This window comes from Pseudomonas sp. Os17 (assembly GCF_001547895.1).
In the GTDB taxonomy this organism is placed as follows: domain Bacteria; phylum Pseudomonadota; class Gammaproteobacteria; order Pseudomonadales; family Pseudomonadaceae; genus Aquipseudomonas.
The window spans coordinates 1,298,231-1,325,182 of the sequence record NZ_AP014627.1 but is presented as its reverse complement, the minus strand read 5'-3'; the positions used below and the strand labels follow the sequence as shown (position 1 = coordinate 1,325,182).

The 26,952-nt window shown below is 64.2% G+C and carries 22 protein-coding genes; 15 read left to right on the top strand and 7 right to left on the bottom strand.

What is annotated here, in order from left to right; genetic code table 11:
* Positions 1-10 precede the first annotated feature (10 nt).
* Together POS17_RS05880 and dapC are read left to right on the top strand one after the other, a co-directional pair.
* Complete coding sequence (locus POS17_RS05880; RefSeq protein WP_060837760.1) at positions 11-2,713, top strand: [protein-PII] uridylyltransferase; 2,703 nt, start codon at positions 11-13, stop codon at positions 2,711-2,713.
* A gap of 38 nt (positions 2,714-2,751) precedes the next feature.
* Entirely contained in the window at positions 2,752-3,951 is a 1,200-nt protein-coding gene (dapC, locus tag POS17_RS05875) for a succinyldiaminopimelate transaminase (protein WP_060837759.1), read from the top strand.
* Positions 3,952-4,023: 72 nt separating this feature from the next.
* Here dapC and POS17_RS05870 read toward each other — a convergent pair whose 3' ends face one another.
* Positions 4,024-5,670, bottom strand: coding sequence for a Na+/H+ antiporter (locus POS17_RS05870; protein ID WP_060837758.1), 1,647 nt, complete (start codon positions 5,668-5,670; stop codon positions 4,024-4,026).
* Between the two features lie 237 nt (positions 5,671-5,907).
* Here POS17_RS05870 and POS17_RS05865 point away from each other — a divergent pair, with 237 nt between their 5' ends.
* From POS17_RS05865 to POS17_RS05850, 4 genes are all read left to right on the top strand, one after another.
* Complete coding sequence (locus POS17_RS05865; RefSeq protein ID WP_011059519.1) at positions 5,908-6,270, top strand: ArsC family reductase; 363 nt, start codon at positions 5,908-5,910, stop codon at positions 6,268-6,270.
* 33 nt (positions 6,271-6,303) lie between these two features.
* Entirely contained in the window at positions 6,304-7,338 is a 1,035-nt protein-coding gene (gene dapD / locus POS17_RS05860) for a 2,3,4,5-tetrahydropyridine-2,6-dicarboxylate N-succinyltransferase (protein ID WP_015634328.1), read from the top strand.
* A 76-nt stretch (positions 7,339-7,414) separates the two neighbouring features.
* Entirely contained in the window at positions 7,415-8,620 is a 1,206-nt protein-coding gene (locus POS17_RS05855; RefSeq protein WP_060837757.1) for an aminotransferase class V-fold PLP-dependent enzyme, read from the top strand.
* Entirely contained in the window at positions 8,617-9,027 is a 411-nt protein-coding gene (locus POS17_RS05850) for a SufE family protein (RefSeq protein ID WP_060837756.1), read from the top strand. The genes POS17_RS05855 and POS17_RS05850 overlap by 4 nt, the downstream gene beginning before the upstream one ends.
* 123 nt (positions 9,028-9,150) lie before the next feature.
* Here POS17_RS05850 and tcdA read toward each other — a convergent pair whose 3' ends face one another.
* Positions 9,151-9,966, bottom strand: a complete 816-nt coding sequence (tcdA, locus tag POS17_RS05845) for a tRNA cyclic N6-threonylcarbamoyladenosine(37) synthase TcdA (protein ID WP_082729825.1) — start codon at positions 9,964-9,966, stop codon at positions 9,151-9,153.
* Between the two features lie 211 nt (positions 9,967-10,177).
* Between tcdA and POS17_RS05840 the strand changes: the two genes are divergently transcribed.
* From POS17_RS05840 to POS17_RS05825, 4 genes are all read left to right on the top strand, one after another.
* On the top strand, positions 10,178-12,769 hold the full coding sequence (locus POS17_RS05840) for a glycosyltransferase (RefSeq protein WP_060837754.1): 2,592 nt from the start codon (positions 10,178-10,180) through the stop codon (positions 12,767-12,769).
* A gap of 233 nt (positions 12,770-13,002) precedes the next feature.
* On the top strand, positions 13,003-14,154 hold the full coding sequence (gene dapE / locus POS17_RS05835; RefSeq protein WP_060837753.1) for a succinyl-diaminopimelate desuccinylase: 1,152 nt from the start codon (positions 13,003-13,005) through the stop codon (positions 14,152-14,154).
* Positions 14,154-14,963 (top strand): putative RNA methyltransferase, encoded by an 810-nt coding sequence (locus tag POS17_RS05830; RefSeq protein ID WP_060837752.1) that lies wholly within the window; start codon positions 14,154-14,156, stop codon positions 14,961-14,963. The genes dapE and POS17_RS05830 overlap by 1 nt, the downstream gene beginning before the upstream one ends.
* Positions 14,964-15,050: 87 nt before the next feature.
* On the top strand, positions 15,051-15,428 hold the full coding sequence (locus POS17_RS05825; protein WP_060837751.1) for a hypothetical protein: 378 nt from the start codon (positions 15,051-15,053) through the stop codon (positions 15,426-15,428).
* A gap of 99 nt (positions 15,429-15,527) precedes the next feature.
* Here POS17_RS05825 and POS17_RS05820 read toward each other — a convergent pair whose 3' ends face one another.
* Positions 15,528-15,737 (bottom strand): cold-shock protein, encoded by a 210-nt coding sequence (locus tag POS17_RS05820; protein ID WP_011059510.1) that lies wholly within the window; start codon positions 15,735-15,737, stop codon positions 15,528-15,530.
* Between the two features lie 259 nt (positions 15,738-15,996).
* Between POS17_RS05820 and plsB the strand changes: the two genes are divergently transcribed.
* Genes plsB through POS17_RS05800 form a run of 3 tightly spaced genes read left to right on the top strand, consistent with a single transcriptional unit; the run spans position 15,997 to position 19,665 of the window.
* Entirely contained in the window at positions 15,997-18,501 is a 2,505-nt protein-coding gene (gene plsB, locus POS17_RS05810; protein ID WP_060837749.1) for a glycerol-3-phosphate 1-O-acyltransferase PlsB, read from the top strand.
* A gap of 51 nt (positions 18,502-18,552) precedes the next feature.
* Positions 18,553-18,951 (top strand): YbaY family lipoprotein, encoded by a 399-nt coding sequence (locus tag POS17_RS05805; protein WP_060837748.1) that lies wholly within the window; start codon positions 18,553-18,555, stop codon positions 18,949-18,951.
* Positions 18,952-18,975: 24 nt separating this feature from the next.
* The gene (locus tag POS17_RS05800) at positions 18,976-19,665 is read left to right on the top strand and encodes a DUF4197 domain-containing protein (protein ID WP_060837747.1); all 690 of its coding nucleotides are present in this window, start codon (positions 18,976-18,978) and stop codon (positions 19,663-19,665) included.
* Positions 19,666-19,786: 121 nt separating this feature from the next.
* On the opposite strand, the gene POS17_RS05795 is transcribed toward POS17_RS05800, so the two are convergent.
* A complete protein-coding gene (locus POS17_RS05795) occupies positions 19,787-22,843 on the bottom strand; it encodes an efflux RND transporter permease subunit (RefSeq protein ID WP_060837746.1) in 3,057 nt (1,018 codons plus the stop codon).
* Between the two features lie 5 nt (positions 22,844-22,848).
* The gene (locus tag POS17_RS05790; RefSeq protein ID WP_060837745.1) at positions 22,849-23,937 is read right to left on the bottom strand and encodes an efflux RND transporter periplasmic adaptor subunit; all 1,089 of its coding nucleotides are present in this window, start codon (positions 23,935-23,937) and stop codon (positions 22,849-22,851) included.
* 93 nt (positions 23,938-24,030) lie between these two features.
* On the opposite strand from POS17_RS05790, the gene POS17_RS05785 reads away from it, so the two are divergent.
* Positions 24,031-24,666, top strand: coding sequence for a TetR/AcrR family transcriptional regulator (locus POS17_RS05785; RefSeq protein WP_060837744.1), 636 nt, complete (start codon positions 24,031-24,033; stop codon positions 24,664-24,666).
* Between the two features lie 81 nt (positions 24,667-24,747).
* Here POS17_RS05785 and POS17_RS05780 read toward each other — a convergent pair whose 3' ends face one another.
* Complete coding sequence (locus POS17_RS05780; RefSeq protein WP_060837743.1) at positions 24,748-25,530, bottom strand: class I SAM-dependent methyltransferase; 783 nt, start codon at positions 25,528-25,530, stop codon at positions 24,748-24,750.
* Positions 25,531-25,624: 94 nt separating this feature from the next.
* Between POS17_RS05780 and POS17_RS05775 the strand changes: the two genes are divergently transcribed.
* The gene (locus POS17_RS05775) at positions 25,625-26,242 is read left to right on the top strand and encodes a hypothetical protein (RefSeq protein ID WP_060837742.1); all 618 of its coding nucleotides are present in this window, start codon (positions 25,625-25,627) and stop codon (positions 26,240-26,242) included.
* 8 nt (positions 26,243-26,250) lie between these two features.
* Here POS17_RS05775 and POS17_RS05770 read toward each other — a convergent pair whose 3' ends face one another.
* Positions 26,251-26,949: an extensin-like domain-containing protein gene (locus POS17_RS05770; protein ID WP_060837741.1), complete on the bottom strand. Its 699-nt coding sequence runs from the start codon at positions 26,947-26,949 to the stop codon at positions 26,251-26,253.
* Positions 26,950-26,952 lie beyond the last annotated feature (3 nt).

The following is a 26,952-nucleotide window of genomic DNA, read 5'->3' as shown; positions in this document are numbered from 1 at the left end:
AAGCCAATCGATGCCGCAGGTGGATCCCGAACTCTTCGACCGTGGCCAGTTCCAGGCGGAACTGGCACTGAAGGCCAGCCCCATCGCCGCCTTCAAGAAAGCCATCCGCCAGGCACGGGAAGTGCTCGACAACCGCTTTCGCAGCGGACGGGAAATCCGCCGGCTGATCGAGGACCGCGCCTGGTTCATCGATAACATCCTGCAAAAGGCCTGGGACCAGTTCAACTGGAGCACCGAGGCCGACATCACCCTGGTGGCGGTCGGCGGCTACGGCCGCGGCGAGCTTCACCCCTACTCCGACATCGATCTGCTGATCCTCCTGGACAACGCCGATCACGAGATCTTTCGCGACTCCATCGAGCGCTTCCTCACCCTGCTCTGGGACATTGGCCTGGAAGTCGGACAAAGCGTGCGTTCGGTGGACGAGTGCGCCGAGGAGGCCCGGGCCGACCTGACGGTGATCACCAACCTGATGGAAAGCCGCACCATCGCCGGGCCCGAGCACCTGCGCCAGCGCATGCTGGACGTCACCAGCACCGCGCACATGTGGCCGAGCAAGGACTTCTTCCTGGCCAAGCGCGCCGAACAGAAGGCCCGTCACCACAAGTACAACGACACCGAATACAACCTGGAGCCCAACGTCAAAGGCTCCCCCGGCGGCCTGCGGGATATCCAGACCATTCTCTGGGTGGCGAGGCGCCAATACGGCACCCTGAACCTGCGAGCCCTGGCCGGCGAAGGCTTCCTGGTGGAAAGCGAAAACGCCCTGCTGGCCTCCTCCCAGGAATTCCTGTGGAAGGTCCGCTACGCCCTGCACATGCTTGCCGGGCGCGCCGAGGACCGTTTGCTGCTGGATCACCAGCGCTCCATCGCCGAGCTGCTGGGGTTCAGCGGTGAAGACGTCAAGCAGTCGATAGAAAGCTTCATGCAGCAGTACTACCGGGTGGTGATGAGCATCGCCCAGTTGAGCGACCTGATCATCCAGCACTTCGAGGAAGTGATCCTCGCCCCCGAGGACGAAGCCCCGCCGCAGCCGATCAACGCCCGCTTCCAGCTGCATGACGGCTATATCGAGGCGATCAACGACAACGTGTTCAAGCGCACCCCGTTCGCCATGCTGGAGATCTTCGTGCTGATGGCCCAGCACCCGGAGATCAAGGGCGTGCGCGCCGACACCATCCGCCTGCTGCGCGAACACCGGCACCTGATCGACGACGACTTCCGCCACGACATCCGCAACACCAGCCTGTTCATCGAACTGTTCAAGTGCGAGATCGGCATCCACCGCAACCTGCGGCGGATGAACCGCTACGGCATCCTCGGACGCTACCTGCCGGAGTTCGGCTTCATCGTCGGACAGATGCAGCACGACCTGTTCCACATCTATACCGTGGACGCCCACACGCTGAATCTGATCAAGCACCTGCGCAAGATGCAGTACACGCCGATCTCCGAGAAATTCCCCCTGGCCAGCAAGCTCATGGGCAAGCTGCCCAAGCCCGAGCTGATCTACCTGGCCGGCCTGTATCACGACATCGGCAAGGGCCGCCACGGCGACCACTCGGAAATCGGCGCGGTGGATGCCGAAGCCTTCTGCGTGCGCCATCAGTTGCCTCTGTGGGACACCCGGCTGATCGTCTGGCTGGTGCAGAACCACCTGGTGATGTCCACCACCGCCCAGCGCAAGGACCTGTCCGACCCGCAGGTGATCCACGACTTCGCCCAGACCGTGGTCGACCAGACCCGCCTCGACTACCTCTACGTACTCACGGTCGCCGACATCTACGCCACCAACCCGACCCTGTGGAACTCCTGGCGCGCCAGCCTGCTGCGCCAGCTCTACACCGAAACCAAGCGCGCCCTGCGCCGCGGCCTGGAAAACCCGGTGGACCGCGAAGAGCAGATCCGCCAGACCCAGAGCGCCGCCCTGGACATCCTGGTGCGCAACGGCACCGACCCGGACGAAGTGGAACAACTCTGGTCGCAACTGGGCGACGACTACTTCCTGCGCCACACCGCCGGCGATGTGGCCTGGCACAGCGACGCGATCCTCCAGCAGCCGGCGGACGGCGGCCCGTTGGTGCTGATCAAGGAAATCACCCAGCGCGAGTTCGAGGGCGGCACCCAGATCTTCATCTACGCCCCGGACCAGCACGACTTCTTCGCGGTGACCGTGGCCGCCATGGACCAGCTCAACCTGAACATCCATGACGCACGCATCATCACCTCCAGCAGCCAGTTCACCCTCGACACCTACATCGTCCTGGACAACGACGGCGAGTCGATCGGCAACAACCCGCAGCGGGTCGAACAGATCCGCAAGGGCCTGACCGACGCCCTGCGCAACCCCGACGACTACCCGACCATCATCCAGCGCCGGGTGCCGCGCCAGCTCAAGCACTTTGCCTTCGAGCCCGAGGTGACCATCCACAACGACGCCCAGCGTCCGGTGACCGTGCTCGAGCTCAGCGCCCCGGACCGCCCGGGCCTGCTGGCGCGGATCGGCAAGATCTTCCTGGAGTTCGACCTGTCGCTGCAGAATGCCAAGATCGCCACCCTGGGCGAGCGCGTGGAAGACGTGTTCTTCATTACCGATGCGCACAACCAGCCCCTTTCCGACCCACAGCTGTGCAGCCGCTTGCAGGATGCGATCGTCGAACAGTTGAGTGTCAGCCACGAACCGACTATCGAAACGACCCGCCTGAGCATCTGACAGGTCTGAACCGCCGCTTTGAGTGAGAAAACGCACCGATGAACAACGCTCTGAACCAGTTGCAGCCTTACCCGTTCGAAAAGCTGCGGGCCCTGCTCGGCACCGTGACGCCCAACCCGGACAAGCGCCCGATTGCCCTGTCCATCGGCGAGCCCAAGCACCGCTCGCCGAGCTTTGTCGCCGAAGCCCTGGCCAGCAACCTCGATCAGATGGCGGTCTACCCCACCACCCTGGGCATCCCGGCGCTGCGTGAAGCGATTGGTGCCTGGTGCGAGCGCCGCTTCGGCGTGCCGACCGGCTGGATCGACCCGGCGCGCAACGTATTGCCGGTCAACGGCACCCGCGAAGCCCTGTTCGCCTTCACCCAGACTGTGGTCAACCGCGGCGAAGACGCCCTGGTGGTCAGCCCCAACCCCTTCTATCAGATCTACGAAGGCGCCGCCTTCCTCGCCGGAGCCAAGCCGCACTACCTGCCGTGCCTGGATGAAAACGGCTTCAACCCGGATTTCGACGCCGTACCGGCCGAGATCTGGCAGCGCTGCCAGATCCTCTTCCTGTGCTCCCCGGGCAACCCCACCGGCGCGCTGATCCCGCTGGACACCCTGAAAAAACTGATCGCCCTGGCCGACGAACACGACTTCGTGATCGCCGCCGACGAGTGCTACAGCGAGCTGTACTTCGACGAGCAGACCCCACCGCCGGGCCTGCTCAGCGCCTGTGTCGAACTGGGCCGCAAGGACTTCAAGCGCTGCGTGGTGTTCCATAGCCTGTCCAAGCGCTCCAACCTGCCGGGCCTGCGCTCCGGCTTCGTTGCCGGCGACGCCGAGATCCTCAAGGGTTTCCTGCTGTACCGCACCTACCACGGCTGCGCCATGCCGGTGCAGACCCAACTGGCCAGCGTCGCCGCCTGGAACGATGAAGTGCACGTGCGCGCCAACCGCGCCCTGTACCGCGAGAAGTTCGACGCGGTGCTGGCGATCCTCGCCCCCGTGATGGACGTACAACGCCCGGACGGCAGCTTCTACCTGTGGCCGAACGTGGCCGGGGATGACGCCGCCTTCTGCCGCGACCTGTTCGAGCAGGAACACGTGACCGTGGTTCCGGGTTCCTACCTGTCGCGGGATGTGGACGGCACCAACCCGGGCGCCGGACGGGTGCGCATGGCGCTGGTCGCGCCGCTGGCGGAATGCGTGGAAGCCGCCGAGCGGATTCGCGATTTCGTGTTGCGTCGGGCCTGAGCCCCTTCGTCGACAAGCCGGCTCCTGCACCCTCCCTGCAGGAGCCGGCTTGCCGGCAAAAGCGTCATCCGTTCACTTCACCAGCCCCAGATTCGCCTCGCTCAAATCCAGGTCCGCCAACACCTCGCGCAGCACATCGTCACCGATCTGGTGATGTCGGCTCAGGCGATACAGCTCCAGCCGTTGCGCACGCAGGGCCTTGAGCCGCAGGCGGCGCTCCAGCAAGTCCATCTGCAAGGCCAGGGCCTGGGCCTCGGCAGAGTCGTTGTAGACCTCCAACTGATGCCGGTACTCAGCCATCAAGCGTCCCTTGAGCTCGGTGGCCAGCGCCGCTTGCGCCGCGTCCGGAACCTCACTGGTTTCGGCCACCTCCTCGGCTTCCAGGGCATGGATCGCTGCCTCGGCAGTCTTGCGCCAGGCATCGCGCACTTCACCGCGGCGCTTGTCGTCGGGGCTCTTCACAATGCCGCGCAACAGTAGCGGCAGGGCAATGCAGGCCGCCACCAGGGACAGCAGAATCACTCCGGCGGCGATAAAGATCAGCAGGTCACGCTCGGGAAATGCCTCCCCGGCGCCCAGGAACAAAGGCACCGACATCACACCGGCCAAGGTCACCGCCCCACGTACCCCACCCACGGTCAGCAGCCAGCAGGAACGCGCCGTGGGCACCAGGGTCAGCTCGCCCTTGCCGCGCCAGCGCCGCAGCAGCCCGGACAGACGCCAGATGCTCTGCACCCAGATAAAGCGCAACACCAACAGCACCAGGAAGATCGCCAGCACATCCAGGCAGCGATAGAACAGGGTCGGCCAGAGCGAGGTCTCGTGACTGACCACGGCCTTGACGATGTCCGGCAGTTGCAGGCCCAAGAGCAGAAAAATCAGGCCGTTGAAGGCAAATTCCAGCAGCGACCAGACACTGCGATTGAGCAGCCGGGTGCTGGTCTGGCGCGGCAGCAGGTCGAGCCAGCTCTGCATCATCCCCGCCGCCACCGCCGAGAGAATGCCCGAGGCCCCCAGGCGCTCGGCCAGCACATAGGCGGCAAACGGCAACAGCAGCATGAACACCACATGGGTCGCCGGGTCGTCCCAGCCGCGGGCGATCATCCAGGCCCGCAGGCGCCCCACCAACCAGCTCAGGGCCACGCCGACCGCCAGCCCGCCCACCGCTACCAGAACAAAGGTCAGGCTGGCATTGGCCAGGGAAAACACCCCAGTCACGGCCGCCACCAGGGCGAACTTGAAGGTCACCAGGCCCGAAGCGTCGTTCATCAGGGCCTCGCCCTGGAGCATGTGCATCAGCGGGGTCGGCAGGCGATTCTGGGAAATCGCCGACACCGCCACGGCGTCGGTGGGCGACAGCACGGCCGCCAAGGCAAAAGCCACCGGCAGAGGAATGGTCGGCAACAGCCAGTGAATGAAGTAGCCGGCACCGACCACGGTAAACAGCACCAAACCCACCGCCAGGGTCAGAATCGGTCCCCGCAGACGCCAGAATTCGCGCTTGGGCATGCGCCAGCCATCGGAAAACAGCAGCGGCGGCAGAAACAGGAACAGGAACAGCTCCGGGTCCAGGGCGACGTGCAATCCCAGGGTCGGCCAGGCCAGCAAGGCGCCGGCGACAATCTGTAGCAAGGGCAAGGGCAGCGGAATCACCCGTCCGACCAGTCGCGAAAGACTCACCAGCATCAGCAGGATGAGGACGGTATAGGCGGTTTGCATAAAGCGAAAATCCAAGGCTCAACAGGAAAAATCGTACGCATCTCAGCTGAGAATCGCCGACGAAGTGCCATATTAGCCGCTTAAACTTGGCGCTGACCGCTGCACATAAGTCGCAAGCCCCGCACCCTGCCACGCAACAACCTGCGACAAAGCCGATTTCAGGCCGGCGCCGAAGCGCTGCGGTCGTGGCATAATCCGTGACCTTTGATCTCCAGCATCTCCAAAGGGGGCAATTCCTTGACCGCTTCAAGTAAAACGTTGCACCTTTTCGGCATCAAAGCCTGTGACACCATGAAAAAGGCGCGCACCTGGCTCGATGAACACGCTGTCAGCTATGACTTCCACGATTACAAAACCTCCGGCATTGACCGTGAGCACCTGAACCAATGGTGCGACGAGCACGGTTGGCAGGTGGTGTTGAACCGCGCAGGCACGACCTTTCGCAAACTCGATGACGAAAGCAAAGCCGATCTCGACCAGGCGAAAGCCGTTGAACTGATGCTCGCGCAACCTTCGATGATCAAGCGCCCGGTGCTCGATCTCGGAGACAAGACCCTGATTGGCTTCAAGCCAGACCTTTACGCAGCGGCGCTCAAGTAAGCCTGCTCACTCAATTTCGCAAGAGGTAACTGCATGTCCACTACCCTGTTCAGCCTGGCATTCGGTGTCGGCACCCAAAATCGTCAAGGCGCTTGGCTGGAAGTGTTCTACGCATCGCCACTGCTCAATCCTGCCGCCGAAATCGTTGCCGCTGTCGCACCGATCCTCGGCTACAGCGAAGGCAACCAGGCCATCACCTTCACCACCGCCCAGGCCGCGCAGATGGCCGATGCGCTGAAGAGCATCGACGCCACCCAGGCTGCCTTGCTGACCCGCCTGGCCGAAAGCCACAAGCCGCTGGTAGCCACCCTGCTGGCCGAAGACGCTCAGTTGACCTCCACTCCAGAGGCCTACCTGAAGCTGCACCTGCTGTCCCATCGCCTGGTCAAGCCACACGGCCTGAGCCTGGCCGGCGTGTTCCCGCTGCTGCCGAACGTGGCCTGGACCAGCCAGGGCGCAATCGATCTGGGCGAGCTGGCCGAGCGTCAACTGGAAGCCCGCCTGCGCGGCGAGCTGCTGGAAGTGTTCTCGGTGGACAAGTTCCCGAAAATGACCGACTACGTGGTGCCGAGCGGCGTACGTATCGCGGACAGCGCGCGGATCCGCCTGGGCGCCTACATCGGCGAAGGCACCACCGTGATGCACGAAGGCTTCGTCAACTTCAACGCCGGCACCGAAGGCCCGGGCATGATCGAAGGCCGTGTATCGGCTGGCGTGTTCGTCGGCAAGGGTTCGGACCTGGGCGGTGGCTGCTCCACCATGGGCACCCTGTCCGGTGGCGGCAACATCGTGATCAAGGTCGGCGAAGGCTGCCTGATCGGCGCCAACGCCGGTATCGGCATTCCCCTGGGCGACCGCAACACCGTGGAGTCGGGCCTGTACGTGACCGCTGGCACCAAGGTGGCGCTGCTGGACGAGAACAACCAGCTGGTCAAGGTGCTCAAGGCCCGGGAACTGGCCGGCCAGCCGGACCTGCTGTTCCGCCGCAACTCGGAAACCGGCGCCGTGGAGTGCAAGACCCACAAGTCGGCCATCGAGCTGAACGAAGCGCTGCACGCTCACAACTAAGCAGCGATTCGGTTTCACTGGAACCGGCCGGGCGCTTATCATCGGCGCCCGGCCTGTTCAAACGAGTTCTGCCACCATGCTTGTAGCCTCCCCCTGGCGCGCCGACTTCCCGGCCATCGCCGCCCTGCATCGCCAGGACCAGACGTACCTGGACAACGCCGCCACCACGCAAAAACCCCAAGCCCTGCTGGACGCCCTGGCCCACTACTACGCCAATGGCGCGGCCAATGTGCATCGCGCGCAACACCTGCCCGGCGCCCACGCCACCCAGGCCTTCGAAGACAGCCGCAGCAAGGTCGGCCAGTGGCTCAATGCCGGTGACAGCGGACAGATCATCTTCACCCACGGCGCCACTTCCGCGCTGAACCTCCTGGCCTACGGCCTGGAACACCAATTCACAGCGGGCGATGAAATCGTCATCAGCGCCCTGGAACACCACGCCAACCTGCTGCCCTGGCAGCAACTGGCCGAACGTCGTCAACTCAAGCTGATCGTCCTGCCGCTGGATGCCGACGGCATGATCGATATCGAGGCGGCCGGCCACCTGATCGGCCCGAGAACGCGGCTGCTGGCGCTAAGCCAGCTGTCCAACGTGCTCGGTGCCTGGCAGCCCTTGAGCCCGCTGCTGGCCATGGCCAGGGCCCGGGACGCACTGACCGTGATCGACGGCGCCCAGGGCGTGGTGCATGGCCGCCATGACGTGCAGGCCCTGGGCTGCGACTTCTATGTGTTCTCCAGCCATAAACTCTACGGCCCGGACGGGGTCGGTGTGCTCTTTGGCCGCCACGAGGCGCTCAAGGGGCTGCGCCACTGGCAGTTTGGTGGCGAGATGGTCCAGAACGCCGACTACCATCACGCCAGCTTCCGCCCGGCGCCGCTGGGCTTCGAGGCCGGCACCCCGCCGATTGCCGGGGTCATCGGCCTGGGTGCGACCCTGGATTACCTCGGCGGCCTGGATCAGTCGGCAGTGGCGGCGCACGAAGCCGCGTTGCACGCCTATCTGTTGCAGGGCTTGCAGGCACGCAACGGCATCCGCCTGTTGGGCTCCCCGCAACTGGCCTTGGTCAGCTTCGTCGTGGACGGCGTGCACAACGCCGACCTGGCGCACCTGCTGACCGAACAGGGCATTGCCGTGCGCGCCGGGCATCACTGCGCCATGCCGCTGATGAAAAGCCTGGGGCTGGCCGGAGCGATCCGGGTGTCGTTGGCGCTGTACAACGACTCCGAAGACCTGGAGCGCTTCTTCGAGGCCCTGGATCAGGCCCTGGAGTTGCTGCGATGAGCCTGCCGGCGGATGCCGTCGCCGCCCTGCAGGTGTTCCAGGGCGCTGCCGGCTGGGAACAGCGGGCACGCCTGCTGATGCAATGGGGCGAACGCCTGCCAGCCCTGAGCGAGGCCGACAAGGTCGAAGCCAATCGGGTGCACGGCTGCGAAAGCCAGGTCTGGCTGGTGGCGAGCCTGGAAAATGATCATTGGCAATTTGCCGCCGCCAGCGACGCGCGGCTGATTCGCGGCCTGGTGGCCTTGCTGCTGGCGCGGGTCAACGGCCTGACGGCGCAGCAATTGCGCGAGGTGGACCTGGCGGACTGGTTCAATCAGTTGGGCCTGTCGCGCCAGCTCTCGCCATCGCGCAGCAACGGCCTGAACGCGGTGCTGCAGCGCATGAACGAACTGGCCGGCCCCCTGTAGCCGCTGCCGAGCCTGCGAGGCTGCGAAAAGGTCCGCAGGACCTTGCCTGGCGCTCTCCCGCCAGACCTCCAGCGACCTCAAGCCACCACGGCCCGCCGGGCCGCTCGCCGCCTGCGGCAGCGGCTACAGGGGCTTGCTGCGCTCGGACGGGCGGCGCACGCCGGCAACGATCTTGTCCACCGCCTTGGTCGCCGCCACCATGCCAAAGGTCGCGGTCACCATCATCACCGCGCCAAAACCACCGGCGCAGTCGAGCTTGACCCCGTCGCCGACAAAGCTCTTCTGCAGGCAGATGCTGCCATCGGGTTTCGGATAACGCAGTTGCTCAGTAGAAAACACGCAGGGCACGCTGTAATGCCGGGTCACGGTGCGCGAGAAACCATAGTCGCGGCGCAACGTGGAGCGCACTTTGGAGGCCAATGGATCGTTGAAGGTGCGGTTCAGGTCGCAGACCTGGATCAGCGTCGGGTCGATCTGCCCGCCGGCGCCGCCGGTGGTGATGATCTGGATCTTGCGCCGCTTGCACCAGGCGATCAGCGCCGCCTTGGCATTCACGCTATCGATGCAGTCGATCACGCAGTCGATGTTCGGGGTGATGTATTCGGCAATGGTCTCGCGGGTGACGAAATCCGCCACCGCATGCACGCGGCAGTCCGGATTGATGCCGCGCAGGCGCTCGGCCATGACCTCGACCTTGGGCTTGCCCACGGTGCTGTCCAGGGCATGCAGTTGCCGGTTGCTGTTGCTGACGCAGACATCGTCGAGGTCGAACAGCGAGATCTCGCCCACCCCGCAGCGGGCAATGGCTTCCGCCGCCCAGGAACCGACACCGCCGACCCCGACAATCGCCACATGGGCCGCCCGCAGCCGCTCCAGGCCTTCAATGCCATACAAACGAGCGACGCCGGCAAACCGTGGATCTTCTGTACTCATGACCATCACCTAAAAAACCGGCGCGCATTATAGGGCTGGGAAGCGACAAGTTTTAAGCCGCCAGCTACAAGTAAAGAACTTAAACGCAATTACAGTGCCCAAGGTCTGGCTTTCCTCTGTGCGCTGTACGCTCAGTTGAGGGCCGGTGTAGGATGCCCGCCGTTTGGCGCCTGCCAACCCTTCCCTCGTTCCACACCCTTTGGAACCCGAAATAGCTATGTCATCGCGTAAATTTGGACTCAACCTGGTGATAGTGCTGGCCATTGCCGCGCTGTTCACCGGCTTCTGGGCGCTGATCAATCGCCCGGTCTCGGCCCCCGACTGGCCGGAACAGATCTCCGGTTTTTCCTACTCGCCTTTCCAGCAGGGCCAGTTCCCGCAGAAGGACCAGTACCCGTCCGACGATGAAATGCGTCGCGACCTGGAGATCATGAGCAAGCTGACGGACAACATCCGTACCTATTCGGTGGATGGCAGCCTGCAGGATATTCCCAAGCTGGCCGAAGAGTTCGGCCTGCGCGTGACCCTGGGCATCTGGATCAGCCCGGACCTGGAGCGCAACGAGCGGGAAATCATGCGCGCCATCGAACTGGCCAACAGCTCGCGTAGCGTGGTGCGGGTAGTGGTGGGCAACGAAGCGATCTTCCGCAAGGAAATCACCGCCGACCAGTTGTCGGTGATTCTCGACCGGGTCCGCGCTGCGGTGAAAGTCCCGGTGACCACCTCGGAACAGTGGCACGTCTGGGAGGAACACCCGGAGCTGGCCAAGCACGTCGACCTGATCGCCGCGCACATCCTGCCGTACTGGGAGTTCATCCCGGTGGACAAGGCCCAGCAGTTCGTCCTCGATCGCGCCCGCGACCTGAAGAAGATGTTCCCGAAAAAGCCGCTGCTGCTGTCCGAAGTGGGCTGGCCGAGCAACGGCCGCATGCGCGGTGGCGCCGACGCCAGTCCGGCGGACCAGGCGATCTACCTGCGCACCCTGGTCAACAAGCTCAACCGCCAGGGCTACAACTACTTCGTCATCGAAGCCTTCGACCAGCCGTGGAAGGCCAGCGACGAAGGTTCGGTGGGCGCCTACTGGGGCGTGTTCAACGCCGCGCGCCAGCAGAAATTCAACTTCGAAGGCCCGGTAGTGGCGATCCCGCAATGGCGGGTGCTGGCCATCGGCTCGGTGGTGCTGGCGCTGCTGTCGCTGACCCTGCTGATGATCGACGGCTCGGCCCTGCGCCAGCGTGGCCGCACCTTCCTGACCTTCATCGCCTTCCTCTGCGGTTCGGTGCTGGTGTGGATCGGCTACGACTACAGCCAGCAATACAGCACCTGGTTCAGCCTGACCGTGGGCTTTCTCCTCGCGCTCGGTGCGCTGGGGGTGTTCATCGTGCTGCTCACCGAGGCCCATGAGCTGGCCGAGGCGGTGTGGATCCACAAGCGCCGGCGCGAGTTCCTGCCGGTGGAAGGCGACTCCAGCTACCGGCCGAAAGTCTCGATCCACGTGCCGTGCTACAACGAGCCGCCGGAGATGGTCAAACAGACCCTCAATGCCCTGGCCAACCTCGATTACCCGGACTTCGAAGTCCTGATCATCGACAACAACACCAAGGACCCGGCGGTCTGGGAGCCGGTGCAGGCCTATTGCGAGACCCTGGGCCCGCGCTTCAAGTTCTTCCACGTCGCGCCATTGGCCGGTTTCAAGGGCGGTGCGCTGAACTACCTGCTGCCGCACACCGCCAAGGATGCCGAAGTGATCGCGGTGATCGACTCCGACTACTGCGTCGACCGCAACTGGCTCAAACACATGGTGCCGCACTTCGCCGATCCGAAGATCGCCATCGTGCAGTCGCCCCAGGACTACCGCGACCAGAACGAAAGCACCTTCAAGAAGCTCTGCTACGCGGAGTACAAGGGCTTCTTCCATATCGGCATGGTCACCCGCAACGACCGTGACGCGATCATCCAGCACGGCACCATGACCATGACCCGGCGCACAGTGCTGGAAGAGCTGGGCTGGGCCGACTGGTGCATCTGCGAAGACGCCGAGCTGGGCCTGCGGGTGTTCGAGAAGGGCCTGTCGGCGGCGTACCACCACGAAAGCTACGGCAAGGGCCTGATGCCCGATACCTTTATCGACTTCAAGAAGCAGCGCTTCCGCTGGGCCTATGGCGCGATCCAGATCATCAAGCGCCACACCGCCAGCCTGCTGCGCGGCAAGGACACCGAGCTGACCCGCGGCCAGCGCTACCACTTCCTCGCGGGCTGGCTGCCGTGGGTGGCGGATGGCATGAACATCTTCTTCACCGTCGGCGCCCTGCTGTGGTCGGCGGCGATGATCATCGTGCCGCAACGGGTCGACCCGCCGCTGCTGATCTTCGCGATCCCGCCGCTGGCGCTGTTCGTGTTCAAGGTCGGCAAGATCATCTTCCTCTACCGCAGGGCGGTGGGGGTCAACCTCAAGGACGCGTTCTGTGCGGCCCTGGCGGGCCTGGCCTTGTCCCACACCATCGCCAAGGCGGTGCTGTACGGCTTCTTCACCAGCAGCATCCCGTTCTTCCGCACCCCGAAGAACGCCGATAACCACGGCTTCTGGGTGGCGATCTCCGAAGCCCGGGAAGAGTTGTTCATCATGCTGCTGTTGTGGGGCGCGGCGCTGGGGATCTTCCTGGTGCAGGGCCTGCCGAGCAACGACATGCGCTTCTGGGTGACCATGCTCCTGGTGCAGTCGCTGCCTTATGTGGCGGCACTGGTCATGGCCTTCCTTTCGTCGCTGCCAAAACCTGCGGAACACCCCGAGCCGGCTCCAGCCGCCTAAATCGATGCAAAGCACTAAACGGCGGCCTCAGGCCGCCGTTTTGCTTTAAGATATCCGCCATTTTGCGCGCCTAGCCCGCAGCTCTCCCTGTAGGAGCGAGCCTGCTCGCGATAGATGTCAAGAATGACGCAAGCACCTGAGGCTCTGCGCCGCTCTTGAGTCCATCGCGAGCTTGCTCGCTGCTACAACAAGAAAAGAGCCGCGCCTGATCTTGCCTTGCACCGGAGTTACCCATGACGGCCCACGCCGAGCTTTCGCCGACCCTGCAACTTGCCTGTGATCTGATCCGCCGCCCCTCGGTGACGCCGGTCGACGCCGACTGCCAGAAGCTGATGATGCAGCGCCTGGGCGATGCCGGCTTCAAGCTGGAACCGATGCGCATCGAGGACGTGGACAATTTCTGGGCCACCCATGGCCGGCATGACGGCCCGGTGCTGTGCTTCGCCGGGCACACCGACGTGGTGCCCACCGGTCCGGTCCAGGCCTGGCAGAACGATCCGTTCGAAGCCCTGATCGATGAACACGGCATGCTTTGCGGCCGTGGCGCGGCGGACATGAAAGGCAGTCTGGCCGCCATGCTGGTGGCCGCCGAGCGCTTTGTCGCCGACTACCCGGACCACAAGGGCTCGGTGGCCTTCCTCATCACCAGCGACGAAGAAGGCCCGGCGCACCACGGCACCAAGGCGGTGGTGGAACGCCTGGCAGCACGCAAGGAGCGCCTGGACTGGTGCATCGTCGGCGAGCCTTCGAGCACCAGCCTGGTGGGCGACGTGGTCAAGAACGGCCGTCGCGGCTCCCTCGGCGCCAAGCTCACGGTCCGCGGGGTACAGGGCCACGTGGCCTACCCGCACCTGGCCAAGAACCCGATCCACCTGGCGGCAGCGGCCCTGGCGGAACTGGCGGCCGAGCATTGGGACGACGGCAATGCCTTCTTCCCGCCCACCAGCTTCCAGATCTCCAACCTTAATTCCGGCACCGGCGCCACCAACGTGATCCCCGGTGATCTGGTGGCGGTGTTCAACTTCCGCTTCTCCACCGAATCCACCGTGGAAGGCCTGCAGCAGCGGGTCGCGGCGATCCTCGACAAGCACGGCCTGGACTGGCACGTGGACTGGGCCCTGTCCGGCCTGCCATTCCTCACCGAACCCGGCGCCCTGCTGGACGCGGTTTCGGCCAGCATCAAGCAGGTCACCGGCCGCGAGACCAAGGCGTCCACCAGCGGTGGTACGTCCGACGGTCGTTTCATCGCCACCCTGGGCACCCAAGTGGTGGAACTGGGCCCGGTCAACGCCACGATCCACCAGGTCAACGAGCGGATCCTGGCCAGCGACCTGGATGTGCTGACCGAGATCTACTACCAGACTCTCGTCAAGTTGCTTGCCTGATGCTCGCCTGTCCTCTTTGCAGCGCCCCGCTGAATGCCGTGGACAACGGCGTGGCCTGCCCGGCCGGGCATCGCTTCGACCGGGCCCGCCAGGGCTACCTGAACCTGCTGCCGGTGCAGCACAAGAACAGCCGTGACCCGGGTGACAACCAGGCCATGGTCGAGGCCCGCCGCGACTTCCTCAACGCCGGGCACTACGCCCCGGTGGCCCGGCGCCTGGCAGAACTGGCGGCGGAACGCGCACCCCAGCGCTGGGTCGACATCGGCTGTGGCGAGGGCTACTACACCGCGCAACTGGCCGAGGCCTTGCCTGGCGCCGACGGGTATGCCCTGGATATTTCCCGGGAAGCGGTGAAACGCGCCTGCCGCCGCGCGCCGCAACTGACCTGGATGGTCGCCAGCATGGCGCGCATTCCGTTGGCCGATGCCAGCTGCCAGTTCCTCGCCAGCGTCTTCAGCCCCCTCGACTGGCAGGAAGCCAAGCGTCTGCTGAGCCCCGGCGGCGGGCTGATGAAAGTCGGCCCCACCAGCGGTCACCTGATGGAGCTGCGCGAGCGCCTGTACGACGAGGTGCGCGAGTACACCGACGACAAGCACCTGGCCCTGGTACCTGAAGGCATGGCCCTGGCCCACAGCGAAACCCTGGCGTTCAAGCTGTGCCTGGAACGCCCGGAAGATCGCGCCAACCTGCTGGCCATGACCCCTCACGGCTGGCGCGCCAGCGCCGAACGCCGGGCCGCGGTGATCGAGCAGGCCGAGCCTTTCGAGGTCAGCGTGTCGATGCGCTACGATTACTTCGTGCTGCAATAAACCCCACTAGAACCCACGACTTCGGGCAGCGGCCCGGGGTCGAAGAAATCCGCGAATGGATTTTTCAGACCGGCAATGAGGACATCCATGCGCCAGCCCGATATCGAGATTTACCTGAAAGACGCCGACGTCGACTACAAGGCCATCGCCGCCTGGCTCGGTGCCGTGCTCGGCCCTTGCAGCGACTGGGTGCAGAAAGGCCAGACCTACAAATGCAGCGCAGGCAACGTGCCAGTGACCTGGCTGCCCAAAGCGGTGGGCAAGTGGAACAGCCTGTACCTGGAAAGCGACCAGACCCCATGGGATGACGACATCGCCTGCGCCCGCGCCGCCTTTGCCGCCTTGAACGTGGAAGTGCGCTGCGCACCGGGCAGCTGGGTCGAGGAAGAAGGTGAAGAGTCGGCCGATCGCTGGATTCGCATCAGCGCCGACGGTGAAGAAGAGATTACCTGGCGCACCGCCTGAACATTGAACCCGTAGGAGCCGGCTTGCCGGCGAAGGCGCCGCCAAAGCTTGCATCGCCAGTGCCCCTGTTCGCTGGCAAGCCAGCTCCTACCGGGTTGGTTACAGGCCGACGACGTCTTCGGCTTGCAGACCTTTCTGGCCTTCGACCACGGCGTACTCCACCTGCTGGCCTTCGGTCAGGGAGCGGTGGCCTTCGCCACGGATCGCTCGATAGTGGACAAACACGTCCGCCCCACCTTCACGCTGGATAAAGCCGTAGCCCTTGGCGTCGTTGAACCACTTCACGTTGCCGGTCTCACGAGTAGTCATGAATCCATACCTCATTTTTTTATTATTGGATTGGCGCACTGCAACCAAACCTTGAGAACTTTCCCCAGACCTGTGTCTCTATGACAGGAGGCAACACGGCCGCGAGAGAGTCGGCCGAGTATATGACAGGCGTAAAAACTCTCAACTCAATCTTGTTTCGGCGCTTTTTTGCCGATTTTCGGCGAATCCGGCACACTACCGGCCCCGAGCAGTTGCTCGGTTTTGTGTTCATCCACATATTCACTCACGCAGAAGCCGTATGACCCGCTCCCCGATCCGCCGTCTCGTGTTTGGCACCTTGCGCCGCCTGCTGTACCTCTGGGTGCGCTCGGAAACCATCAACCAGTCGTCCTTCACCCTCGACCTCGACCGCAGCCGGCCGGTGTTCTACGTCCTGCAAAACCCGTCCCTGACTGACCTGGCCGTGGTCGATAGCGAATGCACCAAGGCCGGGCTGCCACGCCCGGTGCTGCCGGTGTCGGTGGGCAATCTGCTGGAGCCTGCGGCCTTCTTCTACCTGACCCCGGAGCCCGACTGGCTCGGCCGCCAGGACAAGCGCGGCGCGCCGCCGACCCTGACCCGACTGGTCAGCGCCCTGGCCCAGAACGCCGCCGAAGACGCGCAGATCATTCCGGTCAGCGTGTTCTGGGGCCAGTCCCCGGACAGTGAATCGAGCCCGTGGAAACTGCTGTTCGCCGACAGCTGGGCAGTCACCGGGCGCCTGCGCCGGCTGCTGAGCATCATGATCCTGGGACGCAAGACCCGGGTGCAGTTCTCCGCGCCGATCAACCTGCGGGAACTGATCGAACACAACAAGGGCCACGAACGCACCGTGCGCATGGCCCAGCGCATCCTGCGGGTGCACTTTCGCAACCTCAAGGCCGCGGTTATCGGCCCGGACATTTCCCACCGACGTAACCTGGTCAAGGGCCTGCTCAACCAGCCCCTGGTGAAACAGGCGATCCTCGACGAGGCCGAGCGCGAGAAGATCTCCCCGGAAAAAGCCAAGGCCCAGGCCCTGCGCTACGGCAACGAGATCGCCTCGGACTACACCTACACCGCGATCCGCTTCCTGGAAGTGGTGCTCAGCTGGTTCTGGAACAAGATCTACGACGGGATCAAGGTCAACCATCTGGAAGGCGTGCAGAAGATCGCCCAGGGTCACGAAGTGATCTACGTGCCCTGCCACCGCAGCCATATCGACTACCTGCTGCTGTCCTACCTGCTGTTTCGCAACGGCCTGACGCCGCCGCACATCGCCGCCGGGATCAACCTCAACATGCCGGTGATCGGCAGCCTGCTGCGCCGCGGCGGGGCCTTCTTCATGCGCCGCACCTTCAAGGGCAACCCGCTGTACACCTCGGTGTTCAACGAATACCTGCACACCCTGTTCACCAAGGGCTTCCCGGTGGAGTACTTCGTCGAAGGCGGGCGTTCGCGCACCGGGCGCATGCTGCAGCCCAAGACCGGAATGCTGGCCATCACCCTGCGCAGCTTCCTGCGCTCGTCGCGCATGCCCATCGTCTTCGTGCCGGTGTACATCGGCTACGAGCGGGTCCTGGAAGGCCGCACCTACCTGGGCGAACTGCGCGGCGCGAGCAAGAAGAAGGAGTCGATCTTCGACATCTTCAAGGTCATCGGTGCCCTCAAGCAGCGCTTCGGCCAGGTGGCGGTGAACTTCGGCGAACCGATCAAGCTGGCGGAGTTCCTCGACCAGGAGCAACCGGACTGGCGCTCCCAGGAGCTGGGCCCGCAGTACCGCCCGGCCTGGCTCAACGAAACCACCAACCGCCTGGGCGAGCGGGTGGCCCAGCACCTCAATGAAGCCGCGGCGATCAACCCGGTGAACCTGGTGGCCCTGGCCCTGCTCTCCACCAGCCGCCTGGCCCTGGACGAACGCGCCATGGCCCGGGTCCTGGACCTGTACCTGGCACTGCTGCGCCGCGTGCCCTACTCGCCCCACACCACCTTGCCGGAAGGCGATGGCCGGGCGCTGATCCAGCACGTCAAGGACATGGACCTGCTGGCCGAGCAAAGCGACGCCCTGGGCAAGATCCTCTACCTGGACGAGCAGAACGCCGTCCTGATGACCTACTACCGCAACAACGTGCTGCACATCTTCGCCCTGCCGGCCCTGCTGGCGAGCTTCTTCCAGAGCTCGTCACGCATGAGCCGCGAACAGATCCTGCGCTACACCCGGGCGCTGTATCCCTACCTGCAGGCGGAGTTGTTCATTCGCTGGTCGCTGGAGGAACTCGACGCGGTGGTGGATCAATGGCTGGAGGCCTTCGTCGAACAGGGCCTGCTGCGTTTCGAGAAAGACCTGTACCTGCGCCCGGCGCCCAGCTCGCGGCATTTTGTCCTGCTGACGCTGCTGTCCAAGAGCATCGCCCAGACCCTGCAACGCTTCTACATGGCCATTTCCCTGCTGCTCAACAGTGGCCAGAACAGCATCAGCGCCGAAGAGCTGGAAGACCTGTGCACGGTCATGGCCCAGCGCCTGTCGATCCTGCATGGCCTCAATGCCCCGGAGTTCTTCGACAAGAGTCTGTTCCGCCACTTCATCCAGACCCTGCTGGACCAGGACGTATTGCGCCGCGACGAAGCCGGCAAGCTGAGCTACCACCCACTGCTGGGGGACCTGGCCGAAGGCGCGGCCAAGCGCGTGCTGCCGGCGGAGATTCGCCTGTCGATCCGCCAGGTCGCCCTGCACCGCAGCGAAGATGCCGCCGAGCAGCTCGCGGCACCGGTGCAAAGCGACTAGATTCTTATCGGCGCCGCAGAATCTGCGGCGCCCCCGATACGGAGATCCGCAATGAAAAAACTCACCCTGCTGGCAGCCACTGCGCTGCTCGGCGCCTGCCAAGCCATGCAGCCTGCGGCCAAGGCCAGCCTCGATGGTGAAGTCTTCTACCTGCAGCGCATCGCCCTGCCGCCCACCGCCACCCTGAGCGTGAGCCTGCAGGACGTGTCCCTGGCAGATGCGCCGGCGCAAGTCCTGGCCGAGCAGAACGGTCCGATCAAGGGCCAGGTGCCGCTGCCCTTCCACCTCAGCTACGACCCGGCCCAGGTCAAGCCAGGCCACCGCTACGCGGTCAGTGCGCGGATCGAACTGGACGGCAAGCTGATGTTCATCACCACCGAACACAACGGAGTCAATCTGGACGGCAAGGATCCCCAGCCGCTGAAACTCCGTGTCGACGCTGTACGTTAACTCTCATTGTCCAAGGAAGCCGCCATGCTCCGTACTTCGCTCCGCTTCACCAGCCTGTGCGCTGGCCTGATGATCTCCGCCAGTGCTCTGGCCCTGTCCCTCAGCGACCTGTCCCAGGGTGACGCCAGCGGCGGCCTCAAGGACGCCCTGACCCAAGGTGCGCAGATCGCCGTGAAACAGCTGGGGACCCCTGGCGGTTTCAGCAACAACCCCGATGTGCGCATCGAACTGCCGGGCAACCTCGGCAAAGTGGCGAAGAAAATGAAACAGTTCGGCATGGGTGACCAGGTCGATCAGTTGGAAACCAGCATGAACAAGGCCGCTGAAGCGGCAGTGCCGCAAGCCCAGGCGCTGCTGGTGGATGCGGTGAAGAAAATGACCGTGGCGGACGCCAAGGGCATTCTCGCCGGAGGCAAGGACTCTGCCACCCAGTACCTGGACAAGAGCAGCCGCGAGCAGATCCGCGCCAAGTTCCTGCCGATCGTCAAGCAAGCCACCGACCAGGTGGGTCTGGCCAAGCAGTACAACTCCTTCGCCGGCCAGGCCGCGACCCTGGGTGTGCTGGATGCCAAGAGCGCCAACATCGAAAGCTACGTGACCGAGCAAGCCCTCAATGGCCTGTTCGAAATGATCGGCAAGCAGGAAGAAGCCATTCGCCAGAACCCGGCGGCCGCGGCCACCAGCCTGGCCAAGAAAGTCTTCGGCACCCTGTAAGACCTTCCCCTCACCTGCAGGAGCCAGCTTGCTGGCGAAGGCGTCTGCCGACAGACGCCGGCCTCAAGGCCTCTTCGCCGGCAAGCCGGCTCCTGCTGGATGCAACCCTGCGCAGCGCTTGCTAGGTTTTCTTGACCCGGAACCACGCCGCATAAAGTGCCGGCAGGAACAGCAGGGTCAGCGCCGTCGCCACGATCAGCCCGCCCATGATGGCCACCGCCATCGGCCCGAAGAACACGCTGCGCGACAGCGGGATCATCGCCAGCACCGCCGCCAGGGCCGTCAGCACGATGGGCCGGAAACGCCGTACCGTGGCTTCGATGATCGCATCCCAGGGCGTGTGCCCGGCCTTGATGTCCTGCTCGATCTGGTCCACCAGGATCACCGAGTTGCGCATGATCATTCCCGACAGGGCAATGGTCCCGAGCATGGCCACGAAGCCGAACGGCTGGCGGAACACCAGCAGGAACAGGGTGACCCCGATCAGCCCCAGGGGCGCGGTGAGAAACACCATGGCCGTGCGCGAGAAACTGCGCAGTTGGATCATCAGCAAGGTCAGCACCACCACGATGAACAGTGGCACGCCCGCCTTCACCGAGTTCTGGCCACGGGCCGAGTCCTCGACGGTGCCGCCCACCTCCAGCAGGTAGCCATCCGGCAGTTCGGCGCGGATCGGCTCCAGGGTCGGCAGAATCTGCTGCACCAGGGTCGCCGGCTGTTCCTTGCCGTAGATATCGGCCCGTACCGTGACGTTGGGCAGGCGGTTGCGGTGCCAGATCACCCCTTCCTCGAAGCCATACTCCAGGGTCGCCACCTGGGACAGCGACACGCTCTTGCCGTTGTCGGTAGGCACCGCCAGGCTCGGCAACAATGCCAGTTCGGTGCGCTCCTGCCGGGTACCCCGCAGGAGGATCTCGATCAGCTCGTTGTCCTCGCGGTACTGGCTGACGGTGGAGCCGATCAGTGAGCTCTGCAGGAACTTCGACAGGTTGGCGGTGCTGACGCCCAGGGCCCGGGCCCGGTCCTGATCGACGTTCAGGTAAACCACCTTGCTCGGCTCCTCCCAGTCCAGATGCACGTTGACCACATGGGGGTTCTCCCGCACCTTGGCCGCCACCTTGCGGGCCAGGGCTCGAACCTCCTCGATGTGCTCGCCGGTGACCCGGAACTGCACCGGATAGCCCACGGGCGGACCGTTTTCCAGCCGCGTGACCCGCGAGCGCAGGGCCGGGAACTGTTCATTGAGGGTGGAGATCAGCCAACCCCGCAGGCTTTCCCGCTCCTCGATGGACTTGGCCAGCACCACGAACTGGGCAAAGCTGGTGGCCGGCAGTTGCTGGTCCAGCGGCAGGTAGAAACGCGGCGAACCGGTGCCCACATAGGCCACGTAGTTATCGATGCCCGGGTGATCCTTGAGCATCGCCTCCAGACGCTTGACCTCGTCGGCGGTATTGCTCAGGGACGCGCCCTCCGCCAGCTTCAGGTCAACCATCAGTTCCAGGCGTCCCGAGGCCGGGAAGAACTGCTGCGGCACGAAGCGGAACAGCACGACCGAGCCGACAAACGCCAGGATGGTCAGGACGATCACGGTCTTTCGCCGCTCCACACACCAGCCGACCACGCGGCGCACGCGCTGATAAAACGGCGTACCGTGGGGGTTGGACTCGGCGCCGTGCTTGGCGGCATGGATCTTGGCCAGGTCCGGGAGGAGCTTCTCTCCCAGGTAGGGGACGAACACCACGGCGGCGATCCACGAAGCCACCAGGGCGATGGTCACCACCTGAAAGATCGAGCGGGTGTACTCGCCGGTGCCGGACTGGGCCGTGGCAATCGGCAAAAAGCCTGCGGCGGTGATCAGGGTGCCGGTGAGCATGGGGAAGGCGGTACTGGTCCAGGCAAAGCTGGCGGCCTTGATCCGGTCGAAGCCCTGCTCCATCTTGATCGCCATCATCTCCACCGCGATGATCGCGTCGTCCACCAACAGCCCCAGGGCCAGCACCAGAGCACCGAGGGAGATCTTGTGCAGACCGATCCCCAGGTAGTACATGGTGGCGAACGTCATCGCCAGCACCAGGGGAATCGCCAGGGCCACCACCATCCCGGTACGCACGCCGAGGGAGAAGAAGCTCACCAGCAGCACAATGATCAGCGCCTCGGCCAGCACCCGCACGAACTCGCCGACCCCGGTCTTCACTGCCGCCGGCTGGTCGGACACCTTGCGCAGCTCCATCCCTGCCGGCAGGCTGTTCTGCAGGCGCGAGAACTCGCCTTCCAGGGCCTTGCCCAGCACCAGGATGTCGCCGCCTTCCTTCATCGCCACCGCCAGGCCGATTGCGTCTTCGCCCATGAAGCGCATGCGTGGTGCCGGCGGATCATTGAACCCCCGGCGCACCTCCGCCACATCGCCGATGCGGAAGGTACGGTCAGCGATCCGGATCGGGAAATTGCGAATCTGCTCCACCGTCTGGAAATTGCCCGATACCCGCAATTGCACCCGCTCGCTGGGGGTTTCGAAGAACCCGGCGGTGGAGACGGCGTTCTGCTCCTCCAGCGCCTGCTGCACCGCCGCCAACGGCAGTCCCAGGGTCGCCAGCTTGACGTTGGACAGTTCGATCCAGATCTTTTCGTCCTGCAGGCCCAGCAGGTCGACCTTGCCCACGTCCTTGACCCGTTGCAGCTGGATCTGGATGCGGTCGGCGTAATCCTTGAGCACGGCGTAGTCGAAGCCCTTGCCCGTCAGCGCATAGATATTGCCGAAGGTGGTGCCGAACTCATCGTTGAAGAACGGACCCTGGATGCCCGGCGGCAAGGTCTGGCGGATATCGCTGATCTTCTTGCGTACCTGGTACCAGAGATCGGGAATCTCGTTGGAATGCATCGAGTCCCGGGCGATGAAGGTCACCTGGGATTCCCCGGGGCGGGAGAAGGAAACGATGCGATCGTATTCGCCGGTTTCCATCAGTTTCTTTTCAATGCGCTCGGTGACCTGGCGCGACACTTCCTGGGCCGTGGCCCCGGGCCAGTTGGTGCGGATCACCATGGCCTTGAAGGTGAAGGGCGGGTCTTCGCTCTGACCCAGCTTGGTGTAGGACAAGGCGCCGACAATGGCCAGCAACAGCATCAGGAACAGGACGATCTGGCGATTGCGCAACGCCCAGGCGGAAAGGTTGAAACCCATCGGGACTACTCCTTGGCCGCCAGGTTAACCATACGGTTGTCACGATCCACCGGGCGCACCTGCAAGCCCTCATGGAGCACATGCACGCCGGCAGCCACCACCCAATCGCTGGCACTCAAGCCTTCGAGCACCGGCACGCTCTTCTCGCCAAAGGCGCCGACCCGCACCGGGGTCTTGTGCAGGGTGTTGTTGGCATCGACCCGCCAGACGAAGGTCGCGCCACCTTCAGCAGTCAAGGCCGACAACGGCACCGACAGCGACAGCGCATCGGCGTTCTGGATAAACACCCGGGCGCTCTGGCCCAGCTCGGCGGGCACTTTGCCGGCAGTGAAGGCAATGCGCGCGGCGAAGGTCCGGGACTTGGGATCGGCAGCCGGCGACAGCTCGCGGATACGTCCGTCGAAGCGCTGGCCCGGCTGGGTCCAGAGCTCGACCGACACGGGCTGGCCGACCTTGAAGCGACCGTAATTCTGCTCGGGGAAACTGATCAGCACCTCGCGCTCGCCATCGGTGGCCAGGGTGAAGACCGTCTGCCCGGCCGCCACCACCTGCCCCACTTCCACCGCACGCTTGGCCACCACGCCGTCCTGCGGCGCACGCAGCACGGCATAGCCGGCCTGGTTGTTGGCCACGTCGAACTCGGCCTTGATCTGCTTCAGCCGCGCTTCACCGGCGCGGTAGAGGTTTTCGGCATTGTCGTACTGGGAGCGGCTGACCATCTGCCGGTCCAGCAGGGTCTTGTAGCGATCGCGCTCGGCACGCACCAGATTGAGGTTGGCGCTGGCCGCCGTGACCTGGGCCCGGGTGGCTTCAAGCTGCAGGCGCACGTCCTGCGGGTCGAGTTCGGCCAGGGGTTGATTGGCCTTGACCCGCTCGCCTTCCTCAACCAGTCGTCGACTGACCTTGCCGCCAATGCGGAATGCCAGCTCGGGTTCGTAACGGGCGCGCACCTCGCCGGGATAACTGTCCGAAGCCCGTGCCGAAGGCTCTGGCTGGACCACCATGGCCGGTCGGATGCCAATTTGAACGGGCTCTTCGTGCCCACAAGCAGACAGAAAAAAAGCCAGGCTGACTGGCAAGGCATAGCGGAACATGGCGGCGACCCTTCGCTAATGGTGCTTTGAATAATTATACTGGCCGGTATGTTATTAATAGCAAACTCACCAGTCCAGTATTAACAGCGAAAAATGTCCGACAATCTTTCCGCAAACGTTGGGCCAGGCAGGCCCAAAGATCTGGCCAAGCGCCAGGCCATTCTCGAAGCAGCGAAAAACCTGTTTCTGAGCAATGGCTACGCCAGTACCAGCATGGATGCGGTCGCCGCCGAAGCCGGCGTTTCAAAGCTCACGGTGTATAGCCACTTCAATGACAAGGAGACCCTGTTCACCGCCGCGGTGGTGGCCAAGTGCGAAGAGCAATTGCCGACGCTGATCTACGAACTGACGCCCGACACGTCGGTGGAAAGCGTCCTGCTGAACATCGCCAGAGGCTTTCACCAACTGATCAACAGCGACGAGTCGGTGAACCTGCATCGCCTGATCATGGCCCTGGGCAATCAGGATCCCAAGCTCTCGCAGATGTTCATCGAAGCCGGCCCAGAACGCGTGTTGCAAGGCATGGAACGGCTGCTGAGGCGAATCAATGAGCTGGGCACCTTGCACATCGACAAGCCGCGCAATGCCGCCGAGCACTTCTTCTGCATGCTCAAGGGCGGGGCGAACTTCCGCCTGCTCTATGGCTGCGGCGAGCCGCTGAGGGGCGACGCGGCGGAAGAGCACGTGCAGGAAGTGGTGGCGCTGTTCATCCGCGCCTACAGGCCGTAGCAGCTGGGTTGAGCAGGCCCTGGCCTGCCAGCGAGCGGGCCATTAAGACAGCCTTCGCCGGCAAGCCGGGCCCTAGGGGGATCAGGCCTTGAGGGCCTTCTTCGGGTAGATGTCGTAGCGGCTGGACTTGCCCTCCAGCCCGTGGCTCGGCTTGGGCCCGTCAATGCACGGGGCCTTGCGCGGGCGCTTGACCACCACCCGATGGCTGGCCAGGGCCAGGGCCGCCGCCAGCAGCGCCGGCGCATCGTTGTCGTCCCCCACCAGCGGGCGGAACAGGCGCATTTCCTTTTTCACCAGCGCGCTTTTCTCCCGATGGGGAAACATCGGATCGAGGTAGATCACTTGAGGCGGCTCGCCTTCCCAGTTGCGCATCAGTTCGATGGAGTTGCCCTTTAGCAAATGCATGCGAGCCACGATCGGCGCCACTTCGGCGTCCAGCGCGGCACGGGCCAGGCCGTCCTCCAATAGCGCGCCAATCAATGGCTGACGTTCGATCAGGCTCATCTCGCACCCCAGGGTGGCGAGGACAAACCCGTCCTTGCCCAACCCCGCCGTCGCATCCAGCACGCGGGGGCGCACGCCTTGAGCCACCCCCACCGCCTTGGCGATCATCTGTCCGCTGCCGCCGCCGTACAGGCGTCGATGGGCTGCGCCGCCTTCGACGAAGTCGACCCGTACCGGCCCCGGCGCATCCGCCCCCAACTGCTGCAATTGCAGGCCCTGCTCACCGACCTGCAGCGCGAACTCCGGCTCGTCGATCTGCAAGGGCAGGCCCAGGCGCTCGGCCCATTGCCGCGCCAGGGGCTCGAAGCCAGCGCCCAGGGCCTCGACTTGGATGCGGCAGGCCGCGGGTTGCTCATTCATCTGAAACCACACTCAAAAAATTAATGATCGGCAAAAACTGCCGATAACAGAACTATCGGCCATTTTGCCAGAGCTCAAGCGTCGACCGAGAGCAATGTCAGACATTCAACGCACATCGATAGGTTATATCTCTCGCCACGGCGACTATGGCCTACGCAACTCCCAGGCACTGAGCGGCGTCAGCCATCTGTGGCAGGACTTCTTTGCCCAGGCCCTGGCCGAGCAACGGGGAGATGGCGCGAGCGTTGAAGGGCTGCCGGCGGTTGCCGTCGATGGGCCGGTAGAACCGGCGGGCGGTAGCGACGTGCTGGCGCAGATCGTCAATCAGCGCCACTGCGACGTGCAGGAAACCGAAGTTCGCCCTCCCGAGCCGCTGTTCCTGCCGATTGCCGAATTCGAAATGGAGCTGCTGGACAAACCCGCTACGCCTTTCCCGCCAGAAGAAATCGTCGCCCAGCAACGCCAGCAGGATTTCGAAAGTGGCTGGGTACGGCCGCTCGTGCTCAACGCCGGTCAGCCAGTGCCTGCTCCAGGTCCTGCGCCGGAGCCGCGCCCGCTGCACCTGCCGATTGCCGAATTCGAGCTGGATCTGCTGGACAAGCCGGCCGAACCGTTCCCACCGGAGGAGCTCATCGAACAGCAACGGCAGATGGATTTCGACATCGGCTGGGCACGCCCGCTGATTCTGCAGAACCTGCGCATCGCCGCCTGAGCCGCTGTTTAGCGACACACCCACCAAGGCCCCACATCCAGATGGAAATGGTTGCGGTGCGCGCTGTTGTAGTCCGGCCCCAGCACCACATTGAACGCATCGCAGGCGCCGTCCCGGGCCAATCGCAAGAAGCGCCCTTCACTGCTGTCCTTGGGCCAATCCCGCAGCACGCTGATACTGCGTCCATCGCTCAAACGAAAGCCGGCAATATCCAGGGCGTTGGCGCTGGCATGCTGACTGCGCGCCCCCTTCTCGCGGCTGTACATATTGCGGCAGGCAAAGCTGCCCAGATGATCGACCCGCGCCACTCGCTGCCCATACACCGCCTGCGCCGCCGGCTGCAGTCCATGGCGCTCGTACAGGGCAAACGCCACCGCCAGCGGACAACTGGCGAGAAAGCTGCTGCTCAACGCCACCGACCCACCTTGCACCCGCAAGGTATTGCTCAGCGGACAGGCGACATCGCCACGACTGTCGGGTTGGCGACTGGTGCGCAAACCGGAGCGCCCCAGCACCTCATCGCACAGCTGCGGATCGTCCCGCAGCCGCGCCAGCTTGAAACGGGTCAGCAGATTGGGCTTGGCTTGCACATCCAGCGGCGCCCAGGGGTTCCACGCATCAGCCACCGGCAACCAGCCCAAGCGGATGCCAAGCAACAACAGGGCGCACAACAGCAACACGGCGCCCAACACTTTCAGCCTCCGCACATG